The 2,145-nt window shown below is 43.7% G+C and carries 2 protein-coding genes and 1 pseudogene; 1 reads left to right on the plus strand and 2 read right to left on the minus strand.

Features of this window, described 5'->3' with window-relative positions:
- Window positions 1–271 (plus strand): hypothetical protein (locus tag ACFRCG_RS48410; RefSeq protein ID WP_380043046.1); only part of this gene is annotated, 271 nt, incomplete at its 5' end.
- 141 nt (window positions 272–412) lie between these two features.
- On the opposite strand, the gene ACFRCG_RS48415 is transcribed toward ACFRCG_RS48410, so the two are convergent.
- Window positions 413–1,771 (minus strand): IS1182 family transposase, encoded by a 1,359-nt coding sequence (locus ACFRCG_RS48415; protein ID WP_041339714.1) that lies wholly within the window; start codon window positions 1,769–1,771, stop codon window positions 413–415.
- Between the two features lie 118 nt (window positions 1,772–1,889).
- A pseudogene (locus ACFRCG_RS48420) lies at window positions 1,890–2,145 on the minus strand (heavy metal translocating P-type ATPase); the annotation flags it as partial.

Below are 2,145 nucleotides of genomic sequence, written 5' to 3' on the forward strand. Positions count from 1 at the left end.
AGCGGCTACACTTGCATATTTAATTCCGTATCTGGTATCTGCAATCTACAGCTTGAAGGTAGTCATCAAAGGTGAAACGTATGACCAGCTGAAAGGCTCCCGTGTAAGAGACGGATTGATCGCGATACTGGCGTGTGCATACTCCGTGTTTGTTATCGTAACAGGCACAGCAGATTTAACGACATTTATCCTCGGCATCGGTTTATTCTTTGTCGGCTTAATCGTTTATCCATTTGTGAGTAAAAAGTTCCAGAAAGAAAAACAAGCATAATGAAAAGACACCTGATTTGCTCAGGTGTCTTCAGTTTGTCGACAAAAGGGGTTCGGAATGGTCTCATTCCGAACCCCTTTTTAGCTTTTTATGGGATTTGAAGCTATTTAATAAAAAGACAGACCTCTTCGAGTTCATCATTTAGGCCATTTTTGGACCTTGCCACGTCCAGTTGGCCATCTTCTTCAGGTTCATGGCAGCGAAAGTAAGCATCGCCTGCATCGACAATTTTTTAAGTCCCCTTAACGTTGTCCAACGCATGCCATGCTTTTCTTTTCCATCTGCGAATACACGCTCAATGGTTTCTTTACGTTTGGCATAAATCTCTTTCACCTCTGCGTGATAGCGAAGATGGTCTGCCTCTTCTACGTATTCCTGCCAAATATGACGCGTCACCACTTTCTGGTGGTCTTTACTCTCCGTACATCTGGCTAAAAATGGGCATGTCGCACAAATCTGTTTTGGCGATTTGTACTCCCGATATCCTTCTTTATTCGTTGTCGAGTAGGCCAAGATCTCACCTGCCGGGCAAAGATAACAGTCAAAGTATTCGTCATACACATAGTCATGTTTTCGGAAAAAACCTTTTTTCGTACGTGGTCGTGTGTATGGCAAGGCAGGGGTCATCCCCTGTTCCAATAAGTAACGGGTAATCGCAGGAGTTTTGTACGCGGCATCTGCGGCGACCGCTTCAGGCTTTCCGACTCTCTCTATGACCTTTCCGACCAATGGCTCTAAAATCTGACTATCATGTGTGTTGCCAGGTGTGACCATGGTGCCAAGCACAAAACCGTTACGATCCGCGGCTGCGTGAAAAGAATAGGCGAACTGCTTCGTCCGTTCATCCTTCACATAGTAACCACTCTCTGGATCGGTGGTGCTTTCTTTGATTTCTTTCTTCTCTTCCTTCTCAAACTTGTCCGGAGGAAATGTTTTTTTTCCGTGATCTTCCCGGTCCTGGTTAATCTCTTCTTGAAGGCGTTCCTGATACGCGCGTGTCTCTTTGCGAACGACTTTCTTTTCAAATTTGCGTTTGTTCGCACTCGCTTTAACATGGGTCGAATCCACGAAAACGTGCTCGGCACTGATTAGCTTTTTCTCGGCAGCTTCCTTTAAGATGCGATAGAAAATCTGTTCAAACAGATCGGTATCTTTAAAACGGCGTTCATAGTTTTTTCCGAACGTAGAGAAATGAGGCACTTTATCGTGGAAACCATACCCAAGGAACCAGCGATAGGCCATATTGGTTTCCACTTGTTCAATCGTTTGGCGCATGGACCGGATTCCAAACGTGTATTGAAGGAAGGTCAATTTAATTAAGATGACAGGATCAATACTGGGACGACCGATTTCTGAATACATGTCCTTCACCAAGTCATAGATGAACGAAAAATCAAGTGCTGCCTCTATTTTACGAACCAAGTGGCTGGCCGGTACCAATTGATTTAACGTAATCATTTCTAATTGATCTCGTTGAATGGGATTATGTTTCGAAAGCATGTCAATCACCTCAAGTTATGTAGTACTTCCATTGTAAAATAAAAAAGACTGTAGGCAAACTGGATTTCTTCCAGTTTGTCTACAGTCTGAAACCAGCAGCCTGATTAGGCTGCTGGTTTTATTTTAGGAGTCTTAAACCGTTTAGTATGACCAAAATCGTGCTGCCCTCATGACCAATCACGCCAAATGGCAATTCCATCACCTGCAAAAAGTTTGCACAAATCAGCAGGCAGATTACAGCTAGAGAAAACACGATATTTTGTTTGATGATCCTGTTCATTTTCCGAGACAAGCGGCACATGTTTACGAGCTTTTTCAAATCGTTTTTCATGAGGACCATATCAGCGGTCTCAAGTGCTACATCTGTTCCGCCG

Origin of the sequence: Embleya sp. NPDC056575, assembly GCF_042793325.1 — a bacterium.
Lineage (GTDB): Bacteria > Actinomycetota > Actinomycetes > Streptomycetales > Streptomycetaceae > Embleya.